This is a genomic window from Enterobacter cloacae complex sp. P1B, assembly GCF_014982345.1.
Lineage (GTDB): Bacteria > Pseudomonadota > Gammaproteobacteria > Enterobacterales > Enterobacteriaceae > Enterobacter > Enterobacter bugandensis.
Window position 1 is genome coordinate 686397 of sequence record NZ_JADCLF010000013.1, and the last position, 15980, is coordinate 702376.

The following is a 15980-nucleotide window of genomic DNA, read 5'->3' on the forward strand; positions in this document are numbered from 1 at the left end:
ATGTTAAAAACGATGCAAAAACACGGCGTCACGCTGGCTGTCTTCGCCGCGGTCCTGACGGGGCTGACGGCACTGGTTAATGCGCTGACCAAAACGACCATCGAAGAACAGGCCTCGAAGCAGCAAAAGGCGCTGTTCGATCAGGTGATCCCGTCCGATTTCTACGATAATGACCTGCAAAAAAGCTGCTTTGTGGTAGACGCGCCGCAGCTTGGGAAAGGCCCGCACCGCCTCTTTATCGCCCGCAAAGGGGATAAACCGGTCGGCGCGGTGATGGAAGCGACCGCGCCTGACGGCTATTCCGGCGCCATTCAGCTGCTCGTGGGCAGCGATTTCTCCGGTACCATCCTGGGCACCCGCGTGACGGAACATCATGAAACGCCGGGCCTGGGCGATAAAATCGAAATCCGTCTGAGCGACTGGATTTTGCACTTTGCCGGTAAAGTGATCCATGGTGAAGATGACACCGCGTTTGCGGTGAAGAAAGACGGCGGCGAGTTTGACCAGTTCACGGGCGCAACCATCACCCCGCGGGCGGTGGTAAACGCTGTAAAACGAGCCGGGCTGTACGCTGAAACGCTGCCCGCGCAGATCAACAATCTTCCGGCCTGTGAGGAGTAATCATGAGCCAGGTTAAAGAGGTTATTGTCCAGGGATTGTGGAAGAACAACTCCGCGCTGGTACAGCTTCTGGGTATGTGCCCCCTGCTGGCGGTGACATCCACCGCCACCAACGCGCTCGGTCTGGGTCTGGCAACCACGCTGGTATTGACCCTGACCAACCTCTCCATATCTGCCCTGCGACGCTGGACGCCGTCGGAAATTCGTATTCCGATTTACGTCATGATCATTGCGTCGGTGGTCAGTATTGTCCAGATGCTGATTAACGCCTACGCGTTTGGTCTGTACCAGTCGCTCGGGATCTTCATTCCTCTTATCGTCACCAACTGTATTGTGGTCGGGCGTGCGGAAGCGTTCGCGGTAAAAAACAGCCCGGCCATGTCGGCGCTGGATGGTTTTTCCATTGGCATGGGCGCCACGTGCGCCATGTTCGTGCTGGGCTCGCTGCGTGAAATCCTCGGCAACGGTACGCTGTTCGACGGCGCAGATGCGCTGCTGGGCGGCTGGGCTAAAGCGCTGCGCGTTGAGGTGTTTCACACCGATACGCCATTCCTGCTGGCGATGCTGCCGCCCGGCGCGTTTATTGGCCTCGGCATGATGCTGGCGATAAAATACCTGATTGATGAGAAACGTAAGCGCCGCGCGGCTGAGCGCAGCGTTCTGGAAGGGACACCCGAGAAGGCCTCATGAATAAAGAAAAGCGCATTGCGATCCTGACCCGTCTGCGGGACGAGAACCCGCACCCGACGACGGAGCTGAATTTTACCTCCCCGTTTGAGCTGCTGATCGCGGTGTTGCTCTCTGCGCAGGCTACCGACGTGAGCGTCAATAAAGCCACTGCCCTGCTCTATCCGGTCGCCAATACGCCGAAGGCCATGCTGGAGCTGGGCGTGGAAGGTGTGAAGTCCTATATCAAAACCATCGGCCTGTTTAACAGCAAAGCCGAGAACGTAATTAAGACCTGTCGGATCCTGCTGGAACAGCACGGAGGCGAAGTACCGGAAGATCGCGCCGCGCTGGAAGCCTTGCCGGGCGTGGGGCGTAAAACCGCGAACGTTGTGCTCAATACCGCGTTTGGCTGGCCGACCATCGCCGTTGATACGCATATATTCCGCGTCTCAAACCGGACAAATTTCGCCCCAGGGAAAAATGTCGAGCAGGTAGAAGAGAAGCTGTTAAAAGTGGTTCCTGCCGAATTCAAGGTTGACTGCCACCACTGGCTGATTTTGCACGGTCGTTATACCTGCATAGCCCGAAAGCCGCGCTGCGGCTCCTGCGTTATTGAAGATCTTTGCGAATATAAAGAAAAAGTCTATCCCTGACCGTCATAATCACCTACCAAAAGAAGGACTACCGTTCGTTCTTCTTTTGGCCGTTATTTGTCCGCTCTTACTTTCTTCTGACTTGTCACTTGTTCGGCTCTATAACGCTCAAACAGGTTAATACTTTTTTCATAGCCAAAAATTTCTATACATCTGTGATCGCGATCACTCTGATAACGTCATGTTGATTTTTTGTAGTCAAAGTCATCGCAAACCCTTTGCCGGGCAAGATTTAAATGCGTTTACCCGGAAGATAAGACCAGCTATTTTTCAGAATATGGGCTATATCACTACAACAAGCGGCAAATAGCAGAACATATCGCCAAAACCCCATCGCACTGGGTGTATGCCAGTCGAAAAAACTACCTTTAGTTATCGTATAAAATTTAACGCTAAATAACATTTGTAGAAACCGACAATTATACCGTTCAAGATATATGTAACAGATTATTACAAACGTATTGCCAGACGGGGCAGGATAGTGAACATTACCCGCCGTTTCTCCTCCCAATATAACTATAAGGCGGATGGGCTACGGCCATCACGCTATGAACACCCCCGTTAATATGGGATGTAAAAAAAGAGGTATATGTGTCGACTGCAAACAATAAACCAACAGATGAAAGCGTGAGTCTGAACGCTTTTAAACAACCGAAAGCGTTTTATCTCATCTTCTCTATCGAGTTATGGGAGCGTTTTGGTTACTACGGCCTGCAAGGGATCATGGCGGTTTACCTGGTTAAACAGCTGGGTATGTCCGAAGCCGATTCCATCACGCTGTTCTCCTCCTTTAGTGCCCTCGTTTACGGTCTGGTTGCTATCGGCGGCTGGCTGGGTGATAAAGTTCTCGGTACTAAGCGCGTCATTATGCTGGGTGCCATTGTTCTGGCTATTGGCTATGGTCTGGTTGCATGGTCAGGACATGATGCGGCTGTGGTCTACATGGGCATGGCAACCATCGCCGTGGGTAACGGCCTGTTCAAAGCGAACCCGTCTTCCCTGCTCTCAACCTGCTACAGCAAAGATGACCCACGTCTGGACGGTGCATTTACCATGTACTACATGTCCATCAACATCGGTTCCTTCTTTTCCATGCTGGCAACCCCATGGCTGGCCGCGAAATTCGGCTGGAGCGTGGCGTTTGCGCTGAGCTTCGTGGGTATGCTGATCACCGTGGTAAACTTCCTGTTCTGCCGCAACTGGGTGAAAGACTACGGTTCAAAACCTGACTTCGAGCCTGTACACATGGGCAAGCTGCTGGCTACCATCGTGGGCGTTGTCGTCCTGGCGGCGATCGCCACCTGGCTGCTGCACAACCAGGGTATCGCTCGTGCCGTTCTGGGCGTAGTTGCGCTGGGCATCGTGGTCATCTTCGCGAAAGAAGCGTTCGCTATGAAGGGTGCAGCCCGTCGTAAGATGATTGTGGCGTTCATTCTGATGCTGGAAGCGATTATCTTCTTCGTGCTGTACAGCCAGATGCCAACCTCTCTGAACTTCTTCGCTATTCGTAACGTTGAGCACTCTATCCTGGGTATCGCATTCGAACCCGAGCAGTTCCAGGCGTTGAACCCCTTCTGGATCATGATCGGTTCCCCGATTCTGGCCGCAATCTATAACAAGATGGGCGATCGTCTGCCAATGCCGCACAAGTTCGCGGTGGGTATGGTGCTCTGTTCTGGTGCGTTCCTGGTGCTGCCGCTGGGGACTAAGTTTGCGTCCGACGCCGGTATCGTGTCCGTTAACTGGCTGATCCTGAGCTACGCGCTGCAGTCTATCGGCGAACTGATGATCTCCGGTCTGGGTCTGGCGATGGTTGCACAGCTGGTTCCACAGCGTCTGATGGGCTTCATTATGGGTAGCTGGTTCCTGACCACTGCCGGTGCGGCGATCATCGCCGGTAAGATCGCGAACCTGATGGCTGTGCCAGAAAACGTGACCGATCCGCTGCTCTCCCTGAACGTCTACGGTACCGTGTTCATGCAGATTGGTATCGCTACGGCGGTTATCGCGGCGCTGATGCTGCTGACCGCGCCGAAACTGAATCGAATGACTCAGGACGACGACAAGACGGCGGAAGCGAACAAAACCGCTACCGCGTGATATTTGAGAGAAACGACAGAACAGAAGCCGCTAAGAGATTAGCGGCTTTTTTTTTGTCCCTTCGCGCACTAACATAGCTGAAACCTCAGCAAAAAGGAGTTACCGATGAAACTGTTCTACAAACCGGGCGCGTGCTCTCTTGCTTCCCATATCACCCTGCGCGAGAGCGGCAAAGATTTCACGCTGGATGGCGTTGATCTGATGAAAAAGCGCCTGGAAAACGGGGATGACTTTTTTGCGATTAACCCAAAAGGGCAGGTTCCGGCCCTGCTGTTGGATGACGGAACTCTGCTGACCGAAGGCGTGGCGATTATGCAATTCCTGGCGGACAACGTACCGGATCGCCAGCTCCTTGCCCCTACCGGCAGCGTCGCACGTTATAAAACGCTGGAGTGGTTGAACTATATCGCCACCGAGCTGCACAAAGGTTTTACCCCCCTCTTCCGCCCGGATACGCCGGAAGAGTACAAGCCGACCGTGCGAGCTCTGCTGGAGAAAAAGCTGCAGTATGTTAACGAATCGCTGAAAGACGATCAGTGGATTTGTGGTTCACGCTTCACCATTGCCGACGCGTACCTGTTTACCGTACTGCGCTGGGCGCGTGCGGTTAAGCTGAACCTGGAAGGGTTGGACCACATCGCATCGTATATGGCGCGCGTGGCGGAGCGTCCAGCGGTGGCCGCGGCGCTAAAAGCGGAAGGGTTGAATTAAGCGAGCCGTCTGTGTTGCCGGGTGGCGCTGACGCTTACCCGGCCTACGAACTCTGAACGATTATAGCCGTGTGGCGCTGAAATAGTGCTCCGGCTTCGCGATACGATCCTGTGCCGCGACCACCTGCAGTTCATATTCCTGCATCTGTTTCGTCGCAATCATGATTTCGTACACCGCTGCCGTCACGTGCTCCAGCGCGTCTCTCACCGTTGCACCCTGCAACAGTTTCACCAGCAGTAGCCCGCTGGTCACATCACCCACGCCCACCGGCTGACGCGTGCCGAAATCCACCAGCGGACGGCTGATATGCCATGCGTCATCTTTCGTCACCAGCAGCATCTCAAAACGCTCCTGGGTCAGCCCTGCGCGGGCGAGATGTTTTACCAGCACAATCTCCGGCCCCTGGGCTATCAGCTCGCGAGACGCACGTACAGCCTCTTCTACGCTGTTAACCGGATGCTCGCTGAGGATCTCCAGCTCAATCAGGTTGGGAGCAATGATATCGCTGGCGGGCAGCGCATGGCGAACGTGAAATTCCGCTACGCCAGGCGCCACGATGCAGCCTTTCTCCGGGTGTCCCATGACGGGGTCGCAGAAATATTTTGCCGCCGGGTTTGCCGCTTTCACCTGACGCACGATGCCGAGGATGTGTTCCCCCTGCTCCGCTGAGCCGAGGTAGCCGCTCAGAACGGCGTCGCAGCGCTTGAGCTGGTCGATATCCGCAATACCCTGCACAACCTCTGTGAGATGCGAAGGCGGCATCACGCAGCCGGTCCATTTGCCGTATTGCGTGTGGTTAGAGAACTGCACGGTATTGAGAGGCCAGACGTTGGCACCGAGGCGGCGCATCGGGAATTCCGCTGCGCTATTGCCAGCATGTCCAAACACAACGTGGGACTGAATGGCGAGGATGTTCTTCATCTTTTTCTTACCAAACCCTGAACAAACAAAAAGGGCGTGGTTTCCCACGCCCCTCGAGACTTTTACTTACTTCCAGCAGACCAGACAGTAGTTTTTCTTACCGCGGCGCAGCAGCGTGTAGCGGCCATACAGACGGTCGCCGTCAACGAAGGTGTATTCCGGATCAGCCTGCTTTTCACCGTTGATGGTGATAGCGTTGGAGGCGATGGTTTTACGCGCCTGACCACGGGAAGGCTGGAGCTCAGAGTCCACCAGCGCCTGCATCAGGTCAGCTCCTTTTTCCATCTCGACCATCGGCACGCCGTCCTGCGCCAGCTGTTCGAAGTCCGCTTCGCTCAGATCGCTCAGCGTACCGTTGAACAGGCTTGCGGTGATGCGTTTTGCCGCGGCCAGGCCCTCTTCACCATGAACCAGTTTGGTCACTTCGTCCGCCAGCACGTACTGGGCACGCGGCGCTTTACCGCTGTTCTTATCTTCCTCTTCCAGCGCATTGATCTCTGCAATGTCCATGAAGGTGAAGAACTTCAGGAAGCGGTAAACATCGGCATCCGCCGTGTTGATCCAGAACTGATAGAATTTGTACGGGCTGGTTTTCTTCGGATCGAGCCACACCGCGCCGCCTTCGGTTTTACCGAATTTGGTGCCGTCTGCTTTGGTGATCAGTGGAACGGTCAGGCCGAAGACCTGGTTCTGATGCAGACGACGGGTCAGGTCGATACCGGAGGTGATGTTCCCCCACTGGTCAGAGCCGCCGATCTGCAGAGAGACGCCGTGCAGCTTGTTCAGGCAGGCAAAGTCATAGCCCTGCAGCAGGTTGTAGGAGAACTCGGTAAAGGAGATACCCTGATCGTCACGGTTCAGACGCTGCTTAACCGCTTCTTTGTTAATCATCTGGTTAACAGAGAAGTGCTTGCCGATGTCACGCAGGAAGGTCAGCACGTTCATGCCGCCAAACCAGTCGTAGTTGTTAGCAGCAATGGCAGAGTTATCACCACAGTTGAAGTCGAGGAACGGTGCAACCTGTTTGCGGATCTTATCCACCCACTCCTGCACGGTATCTTCGGTATTCAGCTTACGCTCCGCGGCTTTAAAGCTCGGGTCACCAATCAGACCGGTCGCGCCGCCCACCAGGGCAACAGGCTTATGGCCCGCCATCTGGAAGCGTTTCAGGCATAACAATGGAACAAGATGCCCCAAATGCAAGCTGTCAGCGGTGGGATCGAAGCCGCAATAGAGCGCGATCGGGCCTTGCGCCAGTCGCTCTGCTAACGCTTCCTCGTCCGTCACCTGGGCCACGAGGCCCCGCTCTTGCAATTGTTTAATCAAGTTACTGCTTGCCATCAAATTCTCCATGTATAAACGACTGCACCTTTGCCGGTACACGACTTTTCGCCTGATGCGAAAGGACCATAGAATAAAGCGCAAGCGCGGTGTGCGCTAGCGCTTAAATCAACAAATTTCGGGGATTACGGGGCCAGTCTGTCGATTTTCCAGCCGCCATTCTCGCGCTGGTATAAAAAGCGGTCATGCAGGCGATGCTCACCGCCCTGCCAGAATTCCATCTGCTCAATCGGAATGCGGAAGCCGCCCCAGAAGCTCGGCAGCGGAATTTCCCCCTGCTGGAACTTCTGTTTCAGCTCCAGGAATTTACTTTCCAGCACGCCGCGGGCAGAGATCCGGCTGGACTGTTTTGACACCCAGGCACCAATCTGGCTGTCGCGCGGGCGGCTGTGGAAATACTTCACCACCTCAAGGGTCGAGAGACGTTCCGCTTTACCGATGACCATCACCTGACGTTCCAGCATGTGCCACGGGAACAGCAGGCTGATGCGCGGGTTGTTTTCTAAGTGGTGCGCCTTGCGGCTGCCCAGATTGGTATAGAACACCAGCCCTTTCTCGTCGTAATGCTTAAGCAAGACGATGCGCTGATACGGTTGACCGTTTTCATCTACCGTCGCGACGACCATGGCCGTTGGGTCGGCCAGCTTCGCGTCGCAGGCCTGTTTCAGCCAGCGCTCAAAAAGCACGAGGGGTTCAGCGGGAAGATCCTGGCGACGCAGGCCGCCTTTGGTGTATTCACGGCGCAGATGCGCAATTTGCTGCAGTTCGTCGTTATCTGACATGGCGTTAGCTGATCTTGAGATTGGGTGGCGCTATTGTGCGCCGCCCCTGTAAAAATCTCAACGCTTCGGATTTTCAAGCTGGCAGTTGTTCAGCACAATGCGGTCTCGTTTGTAGACCGTGGCGCTGTCGCCTTTCGACCAGAATACATAGATGCCGTCCGAATAACGCGCCCCGGAGGCCGAGATACCCTGCTTAAGGGTTAGCAGCTTGTTATCGTAAACGAAGCTGGCTTCCTGACGCGGGTTATTCAGCTTCACGGTCAGCGGTTTTTCATCGCAGCGATACTCCAGCGTATCGGTCTGCATGCGCTCAAGGAACTGGTTATAGACGCTGCATCCTGACAGCAATAAAGGCGCGGCAACAAGAAGAAGTTTTTTCATGGGCGTATTCCGAAGACTTTCCTGGTCCTGGAGGGCATGGCTGCCCCCCTGTTTTATTCCATTCTAACGACGAGGCGCCGCGCTGAATTTCAGTTAACTCTGATTATGACGAGGATTTGCAGGGAAAATCGCCCCGAGGACGCTGGCCTCGCGCGCGCCGGTTACCGACGGCAAATTCCCTGGCAGCCCTGCGATAGTGCGCCAGGCAAGCCAGGCGAAAGCCAGCGCTTCCATATCATCCCCGCTGATGCCGGCCTCGTCCGTCGTGGTCACCTCAGTGCCCGGCAGCAGCCCGGCAAGACGAGCCATCACCAGCGGGTTTCGGCTTCCCCCGCCGCACACCAGCAGGCGTTCGCAGCCGCCGCTGAGCAGCACTTGCTCAGAGATCGACACGGCCGTTAATTCGGCAAGCGTCGCCTGGACATCCTGCGGGGCGAGTGCCGGGAACAGCGCAAGCTGGCGCTCGAGCCAGCCAAAGTTGAAGTATTCTCGTCCCGTGCTTTTCGGCGCCGGTAAGGCAAAATAAGGGTCGCTGAGCATGGACTGCAGCAGCGGGAGAATCACTTTACCCTCGCTCGCCCACTCGGCGTTTTTATCATACGGTTGACCGCACTGCCGCCAGATCCAGGCATCCATTAACATATTCCCCGGGCCGGTATCGTAGCCGCGAACGGGCTGCCCCGGAATAAGCATCGAGAGGTTAGCAATCCCGCCTATGTTGAGCACCATGCGGCGTTCTGTAGGGTGCGCCAGCAACGCCTGATGGAAGGCAGGCACCAGCGGTGCGCCCTGTCCGCCAAGGGCAATATCGCGACGACGAAAATCCCCGACGACCGTTACGCCCGTCTTCGCCACAATCTGGTTGTTATCGCCGATTTGCAACGTATGCGGCGCGTCGCCAGTCGGCTCATGCCAGACGGTTTGTCCGTGACACCCGATGGCGACCACATCCTGGGGACGAAGATGTTCTTTTTGCATTAACGCCTGCACCGCATCCGCAAACAGCGCACCCAGCCGAACATCAAGTTGACCAAGCTGGGAGAGGGTTAAATGCTGCCCCTGACAGATGCTCAGAATGTCCTCTTTCAGCGAAAGGGGGATTGGCCAGGTCAGGCTCGCCTGCTGTGCCACCATATGTTCGTCAATGGCGGCCAGAACGACATCTACCCCATCCAGACTGGTGCCCGACATCACACCAATGTAGCGACCCGATTTCATGCGCTTTCCTTACGTTGCGTGGGCTAAGGATATCCACTCAACCATAAACAGCGCTCCTTTGCCATCCGACGATAATATTTTTTAACAATGTCTTGCCGGTATGGCGAGTGGCTCCTGTTTATGTCTCGTTAAGTCAAATTCAAGTACAATTTTCTTATTGTTAGTGCAAAGATATGAACTATGGCTCTTTATGCCATATAATTTAGCCATAACGGATGCCTCCAGATGGGCGTTTTTGGTGAACAGGAGATTCAAATGATTGTACGTGTACTGGGCGTTTCGCTGATTGGTTTAACCCTGGCTGGCTGTGTGAACGACAGCTCGCTGTCTGGCGACGTTTACAGCGCTTCTGAAGCAAAACAGGTTCAGAGCGTGACTTACGGTACCGTTGTTAACGCCCGTCCTGTACAAATTCAGGGTGGTGATGAAAACAACGTGATGGGCGCAATCGGCGGTGCTGTACTGGGTGGTTTCCTGGGTAATACCGTTGGCGGCGGCACGGGCCGTTCTCTGGCAACCGCAGCGGGCGCTGTAGCGGGTGGTGTCGCGGGTCAGGGCGTTCAGGGCGCGATGAACAAAACCCAGGGCGTAGAGCTGGAAATTCGTAAAGACGACGGCAGCACCATTATGGTTGTTCAGAAGCAGGGCAATACCCGCTTCTCTGCGGGTCAACGCGTCGTGCTGGCGAGCAACGGGAGCCAGGTTACCGTTTCTCCGCGTTAATTAAAAATGGATGTGGTCATCAGGCCACATCCATTTACAATATATATCACTCTCACAAATATATTTACAGAATACATTCATCCCACACATTATTAAACGCGTCATATATTGTTTCTGCGCAAAGTATTTAGCGTGCTAATTGATTAAACTCTTCGCAATCATCTCTTCATAATTATTTTTAATTTGTATAACTTTATATGCTTGCGAATAGTCGTTCTGTAAAAGGTCGTTATATCTCGTTCTGTTTCGGTTGCTTGGTCGTCATCGGAATATTACAGGCTTTATTTTCAAAACTGGTTGACTGGGTTCCGTCCTTTTCGCCTCTTTTGTTCCCCACACTCACCATTTTTTTACTCGTGTTTCACCTGTTTATTGCCTGTTTTATGGCAATGAAATACTGGTGTGATAAGCGGCGGCTCTATCTGATTGCCATCTCATTTGCCTTTGCCGGTTCGGCCTTGCTGATGGTCGGAACATTGACCAGCTTTCCGGCATGGCTGGATCTCTATCAGTTCAACGTTGTGAACTACAACGATGCGATGATCTACTATATGTTCCGCCACCTCTTAATGGCGGTGCTGATGATCGTTTCGGCATTACTTTATCCCACGCGCAATCTGCCCCTTTCACGGTTGGCGCATATCATCATCGTTAGCGGTTCATTTCTTTTTACCGCATGTATGGTGATTCTGGCCTGGATGTATTCCAGCCATTCCCCGTTTTTATCCCTCGATCTGGTTGATAATGAAACGCGGCAGTTTATGGTTCTCTGGAGCCACAGCATTAATATTTCATTAATCGTTCTCTGGGTCGTGACACTAGCCACGCTGATGTTTATTACGCGCGTGCGTAATCTGTTCTGGGTAGGCGGTAATTTTCTGTGTGTCTGCTATGTCGTCACGCTCTCTATGCTGTTGGTAGGCGGACATGCAGAAGATATATCCTGGTATCGCGCCCGATTATTTGAAACCGTCGCGACGCTGATTATTATTTTTGTGCTGCTCTATGATGTCTTCAGGTTGTATCGTGACTCCCATTTGAAGTATCAGCAGTCGTATCAAAATTCGATTCGCGATCCGCTCACGCGCCTTTATAACCGCAGCTATTTTTATGAATCGTTAAACCAGGCGCTGGGCATCGCCAAACCCAGTCGCCCGGTTTCGGTTATCGTCAGCGATCTCGATCGTTTCAAGCGTATCAACGACAACTACGGTCACCTGCAGGGAGATAAAGTCCTGCAGTTTGTCGCCAATCTGCTGATGGACTCCGTACGTCCGCAGGATATCGCAGCGCGAATCGGCGGCGAAGAGTTTGTCCTGATGCTGGCAAACACCTCCGCAGAAGACGCATATCAGGTGGCGGAGCGCATTCGGTTGAAGCTAAGCGGTTTTGATAAAATTAGCAGCGAGGGTCAGTTACCAGAGCCGATTACCATAAGCATGGGGGTGTTTACGGCAACCTCTTCGTCGGTAAGCGCAGAAGCGTGCGTGGAAAGTGCCGATAAGGCGATGTATGAAGCGAAAGAGACGGGCCGTAACCGCGTCGTTGTATTTAAGTAAAAACAAGGCCTTGCAGATGCAAGGCCGTGTTGTCTGGTCAGTCGCGAGACTGTAGCTCGTGAATGTTTTGCTCAAGGCGCGCAATGAGGCTGATGAGCATTTCCAGCTCCGTCGGTGAAACGCCTGAAAGGATTTCACCGCGCGTTTTGGTGATCACCGCTTCCATTTCAGTGATGATAGGCGCCGCTTTCTCCGTCAGCTTAATGCGCTTGGCGCGACGATCGCTGGCGCAGGTTTGCCGGGAGATCAGTCCCTTCTCTTCCAGCTGGTCAAGCGTGCGCACCAGCGACGGTTGCTCAATGCCTATCGCTTTAGCCAGTTGAATTTGCGACTGGTCGGGCGGCAGCTGATGAATGTTGTGCAACGTGACCCAATGCGTCTGCGTCAGTTCCAGAGGTTTCAGGCGATGGTCAATCAGAGCACGCCAGACGCGTACCAACCTTGCCAGATCAGAACCTAATGGCGATTCCAATTTCATCTCCTTATAATTAGCTTGCTAAGTTATTATACTGATTTTAGAATAGTGTGCAGCATTTGTATTGGCAAAACAAATGCAATACTGCATTCATCGGACTCAAAAGTATGACTTACACTGAATTATGATGCTTCTTCATACTCAGACAAGCCAACGCGGCATTCTGTTCACTGCAAAGGATTTCTGCCTGTGATCTTTTTTCATCGCTCAGAAGGTTTACCCCTTCAGGACCTGATCTTCGGTGCGTCAGTCTACTTTCCTCCCCTGTTTAAAGCCGTGCTGGTGGGCTTTGTTCTCTGGCTCATCGCGCATCGCCTGCTTCGCGACTGGATGTACTCCGGCGAAATCTGGCACCCCATGCTGATGGATCTCTCCCTGTTTGCCCTCTCCGTATGCCTGGGCCTTGCTGTTCTGATCGTGTGGTGAATATGCCTCTGAAAACGCTGAAGTACTTTTCCACCCTGTTCGTTCTTGTCCTCGCCCTGGCTGCTGGATGGTGGTTGTGGAATTATTATATGCAGTCCCCCTGGACCCGTGACGGCAAAGTTCGCGCTGAGCAGGTCAGCATCACCCCCCAGGTATCGGGAAGTATCACAACGCTGATGGTTAAGGATAACCAGTACGTTAAAAAGGGAGAGGTGTTATTCCGCATCGACGACACCCCGTATCACATTGCAATTCTGAACGCCCAGGCGCAGCTGGCAAAAGCCCAGTCTGACCTTGCTAAGGCCAATAATGAGGCCAATCGCCGCCGTCACCTGTCGAAAAACTACATCTCCGCGGAAGATTTAGATACCGCCAATATCAACGTCAAGGCCATGCAGGCGAGCGTCAACGTGGCTGAGGCCACGCTGAAGCAGGCGCAGTGGGAATTAACCCAAACCGTGGTCACCGCACCCGTCGACGGATGGGTGACCAACCTCTCCGCCCGGGTGGGAAATTATGCCACCGCCGGTCAGCCAGTTTTTGCTCTCGTCGACAGCCACTCGTTCTACGTCGTGGGCTATTTCGAAGAGACCAAGCTTCGTCATATACGTGAAGGCGCACCCGCCGCCATAACGCTGTATAGTGGCCCGCAAAAGTTACAGGGTCACGTTTCCAGCATTGGCCGCGCCATTTACGATCAAAGCGTTGAAACGGATTCCGGGCTGGTGCCGGACATCAAGCCGAACGTACCGTGGGTGCGCCTGGCTCAACGCGTGCCTGTGCGCGTGGAGTTTGACCGTTTACCCGAGGACATCACGCTGGTTTCCGGCACCACCTGCACTGTCTCTATCGGAACCCGTTAATGAAGCTGCAGGCGCTCTCCTGGCAAAACACGCCGTGGATGAAAGCGACGCGCCCCCAGTGGCGCTACGCGCTGCGTAACGGCATTGCCATGTGCCTGGCGCTGACTGTTGCCTATTATCTGAACCTGGATGAACCCTACTGGGCGATGACCTCCGCGGCGGTGGTAAGCTTCCCCACCGTTGGCGGGGTGATCAGCAAAAGCCTTGGCCGTATCGCAGGTAGCCTGCTGGGCGCCACCGCGGCGTTAATTATCGCGGGCCACACGCTGAACGATCCATGGCTGTTCCTGCTGAGCATGGCGGCATGGCTGGGTTGCTGTACCTGGGCCTGCGCCCATTTCACCAATAACGTGGCCTATGCTTTCCAGCTGGCGGGCTATACCGCCGCCATTATCGCCTTCCCGGTCGTCAACGTGCTCGACACCACCGAGCTATGGGATATCGCACAGGCGCGCGTCTGCGAAGTCATTGTCGGGATCCTCTGCGGCGGATTTATGATGATGATCCTGCCCAGCACCTCTGACGGCACTGCGCTTATCACTGCGCTGAAAACCATGCATACCCGGCTGCTGGAACATGCGAGCCTGCTGTGGCAACCGGATACCAGCGATGACATCCGCCTCGCGCATGAAAAGGTTATCGGGCAGATCCTGACCATGAATCTGTTGCGAATTCAGGCGTTCTGGAGCCATTACCGTTTTCGCCGTCAGAACACGCTGCTTAACTATTTGCTGCACCAGCAGCTGCGCATGACCAGCGCTATCTCCAGCCTGCGCCGAATGCTGCTCAACTGGCCGACACCGCCAGAAAACACCCGCGCGGTAATCGAAACCCTGCTCGCGGCGCTCGCGCGACCGGATGCGGACATCTATACCGTCGCGAAGATCATCGCCCCGCTCGCCCCGGTGGATGAGTTTGATTATCGCCATCGCGCCTTCTGGCAGCGGCTGAATTACTTTTGTCGGCTATACCTGCGCAGCAGCCGCTGGATTAAGGCGGTAGAGAATGCTACCCCGGTCACGGAGTTCGCCGTTCCCGGCAGCCCGGCTCTCGCACGTCACACCGATTATCTGGAAGCGCTGTGGAGCGGTTTTCGCACCTTCAGCGCACTGATGCTGGTGGGGGCGTGGAGCATTACCACGCAGTGGGAGTCAGGTTCGGCGGCGTTAACGCTTGCCGCTATCAGCTGCGTGCTTTACTCCGTCGCGGCCTCGCCGTTTAACTCGCTTACGCTGCTGCTGCGAACGCTTGTTTTGCTATCACTGTTCAGTTTTGTGGTGAAGTTTGGCCTGATGGTGCAGATAAGCGATCTCTGGCAGTTTCTGCTGTTCCTGTTTCCGCTGTTAACTACGATGCAGCTCCTTAAGCTGCAAATGCCGAAACTGGCGGGTCTGTGGGGACAGCTGATTGTCTTTATGGGCTCGTTTATCTCCGTGACGAATCCGCCGGTTTATGATTACGCCGCTTTTCTGAATGACAACCTGGCAAAGATTCTTGGCGTCGGGCTGGCGTGGCTGGCCTTCGCGGTGTTGCGTCCCGGCTCTGACGCACGCAAAAGCCGTCGACATATCCGTGAATTGCGCAGAGGGTTTGTCGACCAGCTCAGCCGCAAGCCGCATCTGCAAGAAAGCGAGTATGAATCGCTGGTTTATCACCACGTTAGCCAGTTAAATAACAGCCAGGACGCGCTGTCCCGACGCTGGCTGCTGCGCTGGGGGGTGGTGCTGTTGAACTGCTCGCACGTGGTCTGGCAACTTCGCGCATGGGAAACGCGCTCCGATCCGCTGTCGCAGGTACGTGATGTGTGTATCTCTCTGCTACGCGATGTGATGAGCGAGCGCGGCGTTCAGCAGCGGCCTCTGGAGGCCACGCTGGCTGAACTGCAGCGGATCTGCGACACCCTTGCCCGGCATCATCTTCCCGCAGCCCGCGATTTGGCCTCGATAATCTGGCGCCTGCACTGCTCGCTGTCGCAGCTGGAACAGGCGCCTCCGCCAGGAACGATTGGGGATCAGATTACGCCGCAGGCATAGCGCGCCCCGCCGCCGCCAAGCGGTTTAGGCTGATCGGACATGTTATCGCCGCCCACATGGATCATCAGCGCTTTGCCTTTAACCTCATCCAGCTTTTTCAGCCGCGGGGCCACGACCGGATCCGTGGCTTTACCGTCATTGTTTACCACCAGCACCGGCAAGTCGCCCAGGTGTCCCATACCTTCAGGCCCTTCATGTTTTCCTGAATTCTGCGGGTCGAGGTGGCCCCCTGCTGCTTCCGCTGCCGACGGTTTACCCTCTTTCATGGCTGGCTGACAGCTCCCTTTGGCATGAACATGGAAGCCGTGTTCGCCCGGCGGGAGTGCTTTAAGATCGGGTGCGAATTCCAGCCCTTTATCGGTCTCGGTGATTTTCACCGTCCCGATGGACTGACCCACACCCTGTGAGGTGACGAGATTCATTTCTACTTCGTCGCTGGCTGCCTGCGCCCCTGCGCAAACAACCAGCGTGACCAATGCCAGAGTAAAACGCTTCATATGACCTC

The 15980-nt window shown here is 54.7% G+C and carries 17 protein-coding genes; 10 read left to right on the top strand and 7 right to left on the bottom strand.

Features of this window, described 5'->3' with window-relative positions; translation table 11 throughout:
* From rsxG to gstA, 5 genes are all read left to right on the top strand, one after another.
* On the top strand, positions 1-621 hold the full coding sequence (rsxG, locus tag INF77_RS16060) for an electron transport complex subunit RsxG (protein WP_193531782.1): 621 nt from the start codon (positions 1-3) through the stop codon (positions 619-621).
* A gap of 2 nt (positions 622-623) precedes the next feature.
* A complete protein-coding gene (locus tag INF77_RS16065) occupies positions 624-1310 on the top strand; it encodes an electron transport complex subunit E (RefSeq protein ID WP_023617347.1) in 687 nt (228 codons plus the stop codon).
* Positions 1307-1942 carry an endonuclease III gene (nth, locus tag INF77_RS16070; RefSeq protein WP_028012914.1) on the top strand — a complete coding sequence of 212 codons (636 nt, stop codon included), beginning with the start codon at positions 1307-1309 and terminating at the stop codon, positions 1940-1942. The genes INF77_RS16065 and nth overlap by 4 nt, the downstream gene beginning before the upstream one ends.
* A 591-nt stretch (positions 1943-2533) precedes the next feature.
* Positions 2534-4042 (top strand): dipeptide/tripeptide permease DtpA, encoded by a 1509-nt coding sequence (gene dtpA, locus INF77_RS16075; protein ID WP_028012913.1) that lies wholly within the window; start codon positions 2534-2536, stop codon positions 4040-4042.
* A 105-nt stretch (positions 4043-4147) separates the two neighbouring features.
* Positions 4148-4753 (top strand): glutathione transferase GstA, encoded by a 606-nt coding sequence (gstA, locus tag INF77_RS16080; protein ID WP_028012912.1) that lies wholly within the window; start codon positions 4148-4150, stop codon positions 4751-4753.
* A gap of 60 nt (positions 4754-4813) precedes the next feature.
* Here gstA and pdxY read toward each other — a convergent pair whose 3' ends face one another.
* From pdxY to anmK, 5 genes are all read right to left on the bottom strand, one after another.
* A complete protein-coding gene (gene pdxY / locus INF77_RS16085) occupies positions 4814-5674 on the bottom strand; it encodes a pyridoxal kinase PdxY (RefSeq protein WP_193531781.1) in 861 nt (286 codons plus the stop codon).
* A gap of 66 nt (positions 5675-5740) precedes the next feature.
* Positions 5741-7015, bottom strand: a complete 1275-nt coding sequence (gene tyrS, locus INF77_RS16090; RefSeq protein ID WP_028012910.1) for a tyrosine--tRNA ligase — start codon at positions 7013-7015, stop codon at positions 5741-5743.
* Between the two features lie 125 nt (positions 7016-7140).
* A complete protein-coding gene (gene pdxH, locus INF77_RS16095) occupies positions 7141-7797 on the bottom strand; it encodes a pyridoxamine 5'-phosphate oxidase (RefSeq protein WP_047365377.1) in 657 nt (218 codons plus the stop codon).
* A 57-nt stretch (positions 7798-7854) separates the two neighbouring features.
* Positions 7855-8178 (bottom strand): C-type lysozyme inhibitor, encoded by a 324-nt coding sequence (mliC, locus tag INF77_RS16100; RefSeq protein ID WP_193531780.1) that lies wholly within the window; start codon positions 8176-8178, stop codon positions 7855-7857.
* 93 nt (positions 8179-8271) lie between these two features.
* A complete protein-coding gene (gene anmK / locus INF77_RS16105; RefSeq protein WP_193531779.1) occupies positions 8272-9396 on the bottom strand; it encodes an anhydro-N-acetylmuramic acid kinase in 1125 nt (374 codons plus the stop codon).
* 255 nt (positions 9397-9651) lie between these two features.
* Here anmK and slyB point away from each other — a divergent pair, with 255 nt between their 5' ends.
* Positions 9652-10119 (top strand): outer membrane lipoprotein SlyB, encoded by a 468-nt coding sequence (gene slyB / locus INF77_RS16110; protein ID WP_028012906.1) that lies wholly within the window; start codon positions 9652-9654, stop codon positions 10117-10119.
* Between the two features lie 197 nt (positions 10120-10316).
* Complete coding sequence (locus INF77_RS16115) at positions 10317-11678, top strand: GGDEF domain-containing protein (RefSeq protein WP_063153894.1); 1362 nt, start codon at positions 10317-10319, stop codon at positions 11676-11678.
* 37 nt (positions 11679-11715) lie between these two features.
* Here the strand turns inward: INF77_RS16115 and slyA are convergent, their stop codons facing one another.
* Positions 11716-12156: a transcriptional regulator SlyA gene (slyA, locus tag INF77_RS16120; RefSeq protein ID WP_028012904.1), complete on the bottom strand. Its 441-nt coding sequence runs from the start codon at positions 12154-12156 to the stop codon at positions 11716-11718.
* Between the two features lie 186 nt (positions 12157-12342).
* Here slyA and INF77_RS16125 point away from each other — a divergent pair, with 186 nt between their 5' ends.
* From INF77_RS16125 to INF77_RS16135, 3 genes are read left to right on the top strand one after another with little or no spacing between them, the layout of a single operon-like run.
* Positions 12343-12579 (top strand): DUF1656 domain-containing protein, encoded by a 237-nt coding sequence (locus tag INF77_RS16125; RefSeq protein WP_028012903.1) that lies wholly within the window; start codon positions 12343-12345, stop codon positions 12577-12579.
* 2 nt (positions 12580-12581) lie between these two features.
* Positions 12582-13442 (top strand): HlyD family secretion protein, encoded by an 861-nt coding sequence (locus tag INF77_RS16130; RefSeq protein ID WP_193531778.1) that lies wholly within the window; start codon positions 12582-12584, stop codon positions 13440-13442.
* Positions 13442-15475 (top strand): FUSC family protein, encoded by a 2034-nt coding sequence (locus INF77_RS16135; protein ID WP_041910337.1) that lies wholly within the window; start codon positions 13442-13444, stop codon positions 15473-15475. The genes INF77_RS16130 and INF77_RS16135 overlap by 1 nt, the downstream gene beginning before the upstream one ends.
* Here INF77_RS16135 and sodC read toward each other — a convergent pair.
* Complete coding sequence (gene sodC / locus INF77_RS16140; protein ID WP_028012900.1) at positions 15454-15972, bottom strand: superoxide dismutase [Cu-Zn] SodC; 519 nt, start codon at positions 15970-15972, stop codon at positions 15454-15456. The genes INF77_RS16135 and sodC overlap by 22 nt on opposite strands.
* Between the last annotated feature and the right edge of the window lie 8 nt (positions 15973-15980).

Bases quoted from the DNA above. Each gene is read 5' to 3' on its own strand.
- slyB (WP_028012906.1), top strand. From the start codon at position 9,652: ATGATTGTACGTGTACTGGGCGTTTCGCTGATTGGTTTAACCCTGGCT.
- INF77_RS16135 (WP_041910337.1), top strand. From the start codon at position 13,442: ATGAAGCTGCAGGCGCTCTCCTGGCAAAACACGCCGTGGATGAAAGCG.
- mliC (WP_193531780.1), bottom strand. From the start codon at position 8,178: ATGAAAAAACTTCTTCTTGTTGCCGCGCCTTTATTGCTGTCAGGATGC.
- slyA (WP_028012904.1), bottom strand. From the start codon at position 12,156: ATGAAATTGGAATCGCCATTAGGTTCTGATCTGGCAAGGTTGGTACGC.
- anmK (WP_193531779.1), bottom strand. From the start codon at position 9,396: ATGAAATCGGGTCGCTACATTGGTGTGATGTCGGGCACCAGTCTGGAT.
- INF77_RS16130 (WP_193531778.1), top strand. From the start codon at position 12,582: ATGCCTCTGAAAACGCTGAAGTACTTTTCCACCCTGTTCGTTCTTGTC.
- tyrS (WP_028012910.1), bottom strand. From the start codon at position 7,015: ATGGCAAGCAGTAACTTGATTAAACAATTGCAAGAGCGGGGCCTCGTG.
- INF77_RS16115 (WP_063153894.1), top strand. From the start codon at position 10,317: ATGCTTGCGAATAGTCGTTCTGTAAAAGGTCGTTATATCTCGTTCTGT.
- INF77_RS16065 (WP_023617347.1), top strand. From the start codon at position 624: ATGAGCCAGGTTAAAGAGGTTATTGTCCAGGGATTGTGGAAGAACAAC.
- pdxY (WP_193531781.1), bottom strand. From the start codon at position 5,674: ATGAAGAACATCCTCGCCATTCAGTCCCACGTTGTGTTTGGACATGCT.
- sodC (WP_028012900.1), bottom strand. From the start codon at position 15,972: ATGAAGCGTTTTACTCTGGCATTGGTCACGCTGGTTGTTTGCGCAGGG.
- nth (WP_028012914.1), top strand. From the start codon at position 1,307: ATGAATAAAGAAAAGCGCATTGCGATCCTGACCCGTCTGCGGGACGAG.
- pdxH (WP_047365377.1), bottom strand. From the start codon at position 7,797: ATGTCAGATAACGACGAACTGCAGCAAATTGCGCATCTGCGCCGTGAA.
- gstA (WP_028012912.1), top strand. From the start codon at position 4,148: ATGAAACTGTTCTACAAACCGGGCGCGTGCTCTCTTGCTTCCCATATC.
- rsxG (WP_193531782.1), top strand. From the start codon at position 1: ATGTTAAAAACGATGCAAAAACACGGCGTCACGCTGGCTGTCTTCGCC.